Consider the following 6,779-nt stretch of genomic DNA (forward strand, 5'->3'; position numbering starts at 1 on the left):
CACCCGCGAAAGTGACGCTTGTCCTCGATGAAACTATTAACTCTGAACACCCATAGCTGGCTTGAGGTGCACCAGATTCCCAAGATTTTTGAGTTGGCTCAGTTTATTGTGCGGGAGCAGGTTGATGTGGTTGCTCTGCAGGAGGTCAACCAGTTTGTGAAGTCTCCCGCGGTAGATGCCCCGCTGGGCTTTGCCGGAGGTGCTGACCGCCCCGTCCGCCAGGATAACTATGCTCTGTTGCTGAACCAGTTTTTGGAGCAGCTGGGTTCCCCCTACCACTGGGCCTGGTCGGTGTCTCATCTGGGATTTGACCGCTATGACGAGGGTGTCGCTATTTTGACCCGGCAGCCCTTTGAGCGCTGTGAGCTGGTTGATCTTTCGCCGGCGTATACGGATCAGGACGTCGCCCGGCGGGTTGTCGTGGCGGTTCAGCTGGGTGAGGAGTTCGGTGGCGCTTGGGTTGCGAGCGCCCATATGAGCTGGTGGAAGCTCGGTGAGGTAGCCCTCTTTGCTGATGAGTTCACCCAGCTAGAGGGGCAGATGAAACAGCTCGCTAACGGTGCCCCCGTGATTCTTGCCGGCGATTTTAATAATGCGGCTCAGGTGCAGGGTGAAGGCTATGACCTGATGCAGAAGCGGGGCTGGATCGATACCTACACGGTAGCTGAGCAGGTGACCGGCGAGTTTACCGTTCACAAGGCCATCCATGGCTGGGATAATCTCACCCAAGCCCTGCGTATCGACCTTGTGCTGACCGACCGGCCCACGCGCGTCCGCACCCACGATGTCGTCTTCCCCGACACCGATGAAACCGCAATTTCAGACCACTCCGGTCTGCTACTGACCCTCGATATCTAGCCAAACCGCAAAGGAGCACATCATGACAGTCGAAACCCAGTGGTGGCAAGAACCCGTTGTCTACCAGATCTACCCGCGGTCCTTCAACGACTCCAACGGAGACGGCATCGGCGACCTTCCCGGCATCACCGAGAAAATCCCCTACCTGGCCAAGCTCGGGGTGGACGTCATCTGGCTCTCCCCCATCTACAAGTCCCCCAACGACGATAACGGCTACGACATCAGCGACTACCGGGACATCATGGACGAGTTCGGCACCATGGCCGACTTCGATGAGCTCCTTGAAACCGCCCACGCAGCCGGTATCAAGATCATGATGGACCTGGTCGTCAACCACACCTCCGATGAGCACGACTGGTTCGTGCAGGCTAAGAGCAGCCGGGAGAACCCCTACCGCGACTACTACATCTGGAAGGACCCGGCAGGCTATACCGAGGACGGCACCCCGATTCCGCCCAATAACTGGGTCGCGGCTTTCTCCCCCTCCGTCTGGGAATGGGAGCCTACCACCGAGCAGTTCTACCTGCACCTCTTTTCGACCAAGCAGCCCGACCTCAACTGGGAAAACCCTGTCGTGCGCAACGAGGTCTACGACCTCATGCGCTTCTGGCTCGATAAGGGCGTCGATGGCTTCCGCATGGACGTCATCAACCTGATCTCTAAAGACCCGGCCTACCCCGATGACCCCCAGGTTGCAGCCGGGGGCGGCACAGACTCCATCACCATGGCAGCTAACGGCCCCCGCGTACACGAGTACCTGGCAGAGATGAACCGTGAGGTGCTCTCCCACTACCCCGTCATTACCGTGGGTGAGGCCCCTGGCGTCACCACCGCCGATGGTCTGCTCTATACCGGCTTTGATCGAGGCGAGCTCCAGACCCTCTTCCAGTTCGAGCACATGGGCGTGGACGCCAACCCCAACCCGGCCCTGGGCAAGTGGAACGATGAGCGTTTCGACCTGCGCGACCTCAAGCGGATTCTCACTAAGTGGCAGGTCGACCTGGCTGGCAAGGGCTGGAACGCCAACTACTGGAACAACCACGACCAGCCCCGCGCTGTCTCCCGCTTCGGTAACGATTCGCCCGAGTACCGGGTTCTCTCCGCCAAGATGCTGGGCACCGTGCTGCACGGCATGGCAGGTACCCCCTACATCTACCAGGGCGAAGAGCTGGGTATGACCAACGTCTTCTTCACCGACCTGGCCGACTACAACGACCTGGAAATCCACGACCACTACGCCAAGCTGGTCGGCTCAGGCGTAGTTGACCACGACACCATGCTGCGCTATATCTCAGCCTCCGGCCGCGACAATGCCCGCACCCCTATGCAGTGGACGTCCGGTGAGCAGGCAGGCTTCACCAGCGGCACCCCCTGGCTCAAGCTCAACCCCCGCTACACTGAAATTAACGCTGAGGAAGCCCTTGCCGATGAAAACTCGGTCTTCTACCACTACCGCGACCTCATCAGCCTGCGCCATGCCCACCCCATCATGGTCAACGGTGTCTACGAGCTCATCGACTCGGCCGAGGCACCCGCCACCGAGGACGCCGAAGTCTACGCCTACCTGCGCCACGGCACCGGCCCCACCGAGCACCAAACCCTGCTGGTCGTGGCCAACTTTACCGACGGCGTCCTCACCCGCACCTTCACCGAACCAGGCGGTGCGCGTACCCTGCTCAGCAGCAACTACACCGACGACGCAGGCGCAACTCTGCGCCCCTACGAAGCAAAAATTTACCTCTACGAAAGGGACTAAACCATGGCAGATAACTCAGGAAAGACCTGGTGGAAGGAAGCGGTCGTCTACCAGATTTGGCCGCGCAGCTTCAACGACTCCAACGGCGACGGCATCGGCGACATCCCCGGTATCACCGCCCGCCTGCCCTACCTGGCAGACCTCGGCATCAACGTCATCTGGCTCTCCCCCGTCTTCGCCTCCCCCAACGACGACATGGGCTACGACATCAGCGACTACCGAGCCATCATGCCCGAATTCGGCACCATGGACGACTTCGATACCATGCTCGAAACCGCCCACTCCCTCGGTATCAAGATCCTGATGGACCTGGTCGTCAACCACTCCTCAGACGAACACGAATGGTTCGAAAAGGCCCGCGCCTCCCGCGATAACGACTACCGCGACTACTACATCTGGCGGGATTCTTCGGGCGTCGATGAGGACGGCAAACCTCTGCCCCCCAACAACTGGGGCAGTGAGTTCGGCGGCCCGGCCTGGGAATACGACGAAACCACCGACCAGTGGTACCTGCACATGTTCTCCCGCAAACAGCCCGACCTCAACTGGGAAAACCCCAAGGTCCGCCAGGAAATCTTTGACCTGGTCACCTTCTGGCTCGATAAGGGCGTCGACGGCTTCCGCCTGGACGCCATCAACATCATCTCCAAGCCCGAGGGCCTGCCCGATGACCCCAGCGTCGACCCCGAAAAGCACTCCTCGTCTATTCCGTTCGTGATTGAAAACGGCACCAAGGTGCACGAGTGGATGCACGAGCTCAACATGGAAACCTTCGACAAGTACGACTGCATGACCGTGGGCGAGATGAGCGCCACCGGCCCCGATGAAGCCGTCCAGTTCTCCGGTTTCACCACCGACGAGCTGCACATGATCTTCCACTTTGAGCACATGGGCCTGGACTCTGACCCCGAGACCGGCATGGGCAAGTGGTCCCGCAAGCCGGTTGAGCTGACCGAGATGAAGCAGATTCTCAACACCTGGCAGACCGAGCTGGACGGCAAGGCATGGGGCTCCCTCTACTGGAATAACCACGACCAGCCCCGCGTCGTCTCCCGCTTCGGCAACGACTCGGCCGAGTACCGCGAGCTCTCCGGCAAGATGCTGGCCACCGTGCTGCACGGCATGCAGGGCACCCCCTACATCTACCAGGGCGAAGAGTTCGGCATGACCAACGTGCAGTTCGACTCAATCGAGGACTACAAGGACCTCGACTCCATCAACTTCTACACCGACATGGTCACCGAGCACGACCGCATGAGCGCCGACGAGGCCATGGACCTGATTTACGCCAAGGGCCGTGACAACGCCCGCACCCCCGTGCAGTGGAGCGCGGACGCCGGCGCCGGCTTTACGAGCGGCACCCCCTGGATTGGGCTGAATGAGAACTACACCGAGATCAACGCGGCTGAGGCTGTGAACCGTGAGGATTCCCTGTGGCGCTACTACCAGCAGCTGGTAGCCCTGCGCCGCGGCGAGCTCAAGGATCTGCTGGTCTATGCCTCCTTCCTGCCCCTGGACCCCGAGGATTCTGAGGTCTACGCTTATGAGCGCCACGGGGAGGGCGAAAAGCTGCTGGTCGTCGCCAACTTTACCGACGGCGTCCTAACCCGCTCCTATGAGGTGCTGGAGGACGCGGACGCCCAGGTGGTGCTAGCCAACTACGCGGACGCCGCCGAGCAGTCTGCTGAGGCTGAGCTGACCCTACGCCCCTACGAGGCCCGGATCTACCGTATCGCCGCCTAACACTAGGTACCATCTAAATCGGAAAAACCCACGAACCAGGTGGGTTTTTCTGATTTAGATGGTCTTTTCTGTTTTCAAGGACTTCCAGGCCCCCGTCGCCCCCGAACACGAAAACCTGGTCATGTACGCCGAACTTATTACCGAGCACGGCTTCAACCTGCGCGTCTCAGATGGCGCTGCCCTCTCAGAAGCCCCGGCGCAGGCCACCACCAACATGGAAGCTTCCCTCATCGGCCCCACCGAGGACGTCGAAACCGCCCGCCCCTGGTTCGAGAAACTCTCCGACGGCACCACCAACATCCAGCCCCTGACCGCAGTCCCCTGGGGCGCCACCTTCAGCTCCCTGACTGACAAGTACGGCATCGCCTGGATGTTCAACTTCGGCGGCTAGGACATAGCCCTACAACCACAACAGCCCCCGTCCGCTCCCTTTGTGGGAATAAGGACGGGGGCTGCTATCTGCTAACTGCTAACTGCTAACTGCTAACTGCATAAAAAATAGAGCGAGTAATCGTTAGCGCTTGGAGATAATCTTTCCCACAACCATTCCTGCACCAACAAGCATTGCACCTACTTCCAGCACACGCTTTTTTACTTTTTCAACATTTTCGTCTGCTTTCACCTCACAATATCTACATATTTTGTGAGAATCCCCTGAGTCTGCAATCTGTTTTTTGCACTTTAAGCATACAAACACCAAAGTATGTGAGCAGTCCGGACAAACAACCACATCACTCCTATAGTATTTCGGCTTCCCCTTCGTCTCGCATAAGTTGTTTCCACATACTTTTTTGCGTCGATCTTTCATCTCAGTCCTTTATTGCTCTATTGCACGAATATAAACGGTTTTTTCATTATCAAGCTGGGAGTTGAAATATTCGATATTCTTCATTCTTTCAGCAAGATTAACCCAAGGGCTATCTGCAAAGAAATGGACGTCAGGGTCCAACTCAGACAGGGTGATTGAGTAAGGGATAATTTCATTGTTTAAAAATTTTGAATATTGAGACACCACTTCAAGCTGTGCATCTGATTCGCCAAGATTTCCATATAGACGGAACTTTTCTAAATAAGCAGTATGAATCAAAATCAAAGATTTTCGAATTTCATCCATTTTTTGATTAATTTCCTGTGTCTTTTTCCTCTTGGCTTCGGGGTACTCTTTCCCTACCAGAAATTTAACATTTCTTGCCACCTCTTTCTGAAGCTGAGAAATACCCAAACCCAGCTCGGCAAGACCATTAGCCATCAACTGATATTTAAGGCCACCACCCGAAAGGCTTTCAGCCTCCTTTAAACTAAATTTCCCCATTTCAATTCTAGCCGACCGATCATCATGAAGTGAAACCAAGATTCTCTCGTTAGTCAGCAATATATTTGCAAGTAAATCTTTAATATTTTCAATCTCTTGCAGCACCGCCTGGTATTGTATTTGATTAAACAAGTCAGACCCATTCAAAACTCCCTCGACCTTTTCCTGCCGTATTGGAATTTTTGAACCAAACCTTCCATCGTTAGAATACTGGGCAAAGATTTGCCCATTCTTATTTTTTGTAAGCTTTACCGCGCCATTTGCGATGTCTTTAGCTTGCGATGACGTAAGATCGAGAACATATTTTATTTCAGAATTTTTTATTGAATTCCGCAATGCACCAACGGCGGGCCCAAGCTCTAAAATATAATGAATAATATCATCAGTTGAGACTGGGTCAGGTTTATGTGCATCATTTGGTTTTACATGGTTTTTGTTATTGTTCAGGCTACCGGTATCCATTTTCTACTTCTTAGCCGTTCCGTCTCCGTTACCACGTCGGGAGTTCAGTGCTGACTGAACATTATTTGCAGCTGTGTTTCCCAAGTTCTTCAAAAACTTTTGGACCTGCGGGTCTTTTGCTAGTCGAGCCACTTCCTTACGAAGCCACTCATTCTGGTACGCCTTTTTTGCGACCTGAACAACTCGCTCAATATTCTGAGCCATCAACCTTCCACCTTTCGAGAGACAAGTTACTCCTTCTGAAATTCTATGTTACATCGTTGACAAAAGCTTGAACAGATGAAATACTGTGAGCCTCAAATGCCCTCTTTTTTTACTCTCCATTTGGAGATAAAACCTAAGTCAAGGATGATTAATCCTGCTGTTACCTTACTGTTTATTCTTCTGTGGGCAGGGCCGAAAACCACACTTGGCGTGCTGGCTGGCGAGTTCAGCATCGCCTGGATGTTCAACTTCGAAGGCTAAGACATAGCCCCATAACCCAAAACAGCCCCGTCCACTCCCCTGTGTGGGAATAAGGAGGGTTATAGGCAGAAAAGTGTGTCCCACCCCGGGCGCGTCACCCACCACGACCACCCCAACCACGCCGCACCACCACACCCTCACCCACAACAAACACACCCCGCAACTCATCCAAAGAACGCCCCA

At 55.3% G+C, this 6,779-nt stretch carries 5 protein-coding genes; 4 read left to right on the plus strand and 1 reads right to left on the minus strand.

Annotated features, from left to right (window positions below; all coding sequences use genetic code 11):
* The first annotated feature begins 27 nt into the window (after positions 1-27).
* Genes L6758_RS04425 through L6758_RS04440 form a run of 4 tightly spaced genes read left to right on the plus strand, consistent with a single transcriptional unit; the run spans position 28 to position 4,748 of the window.
* Positions 28-858 carry an endonuclease/exonuclease/phosphatase family protein gene (locus tag L6758_RS04425; RefSeq protein ID WP_237204650.1) on the plus strand — a complete coding sequence of 277 codons (831 nt, stop codon included), beginning with the start codon at positions 28-30 and terminating at the stop codon, positions 856-858.
* Between the two features lie 22 nt (positions 859-880).
* Positions 881-2,614 carry an alpha-glucosidase gene (locus tag L6758_RS04430; protein WP_237204651.1) on the plus strand — a complete coding sequence of 578 codons (1,734 nt, stop codon included), beginning with the start codon at positions 881-883 and terminating at the stop codon, positions 2,612-2,614.
* 3 nt (positions 2,615-2,617) lie between these two features.
* A complete protein-coding gene (locus L6758_RS04435; protein WP_237204652.1) occupies positions 2,618-4,357 on the plus strand; it encodes a glycoside hydrolase family 13 protein in 1,740 nt (579 codons plus the stop codon).
* Positions 4,358-4,415: 58 nt separating this feature from the next.
* Complete coding sequence (locus L6758_RS04440; protein ID WP_237204653.1) at positions 4,416-4,748, plus strand: VOC family protein; 333 nt, start codon at positions 4,416-4,418, stop codon at positions 4,746-4,748.
* Positions 4,749-5,174: 426 nt separating this feature from the next.
* On the opposite strand, the gene L6758_RS04445 is transcribed toward L6758_RS04440, so the two are convergent.
* Positions 5,175-6,131 carry a hypothetical protein gene (locus L6758_RS04445; RefSeq protein ID WP_237204654.1) on the minus strand — a complete coding sequence of 319 codons (957 nt, stop codon included), beginning with the start codon at positions 6,129-6,131 and terminating at the stop codon, positions 5,175-5,177.
* Between the last annotated feature and the right edge of the window lie 648 nt (positions 6,132-6,779).

Source organism: Rothia nasimurium (genome assembly GCF_928382285.1).
GTDB classification, from domain to species: domain Bacteria; phylum Actinomycetota; class Actinomycetes; order Actinomycetales; family Micrococcaceae; genus Rothia; species Rothia nasimurium_E.

Coding starts and splice junctions, on each gene's coding strand:
- L6758_RS04425 (WP_237204650.1), top strand. CDS start 28: ATGAAACTATTAACTCTGAACACCCATAGCTGGCTTGAGGTGCACCAG.
- L6758_RS04430 (WP_237204651.1), top strand. CDS start 881: ATGACAGTCGAAACCCAGTGGTGGCAAGAACCCGTTGTCTACCAGATC.
- L6758_RS04435 (WP_237204652.1), top strand. CDS start 2,618: ATGGCAGATAACTCAGGAAAGACCTGGTGGAAGGAAGCGGTCGTCTAC.
- L6758_RS04440 (WP_237204653.1), top strand. CDS start 4,416: ATGGTCTTTTCTGTTTTCAAGGACTTCCAGGCCCCCGTCGCCCCCGAA.
- L6758_RS04445 (WP_237204654.1), bottom strand. CDS start 6,131: ATGGATACCGGTAGCCTGAACAATAACAAAAACCATGTAAAACCAAAT.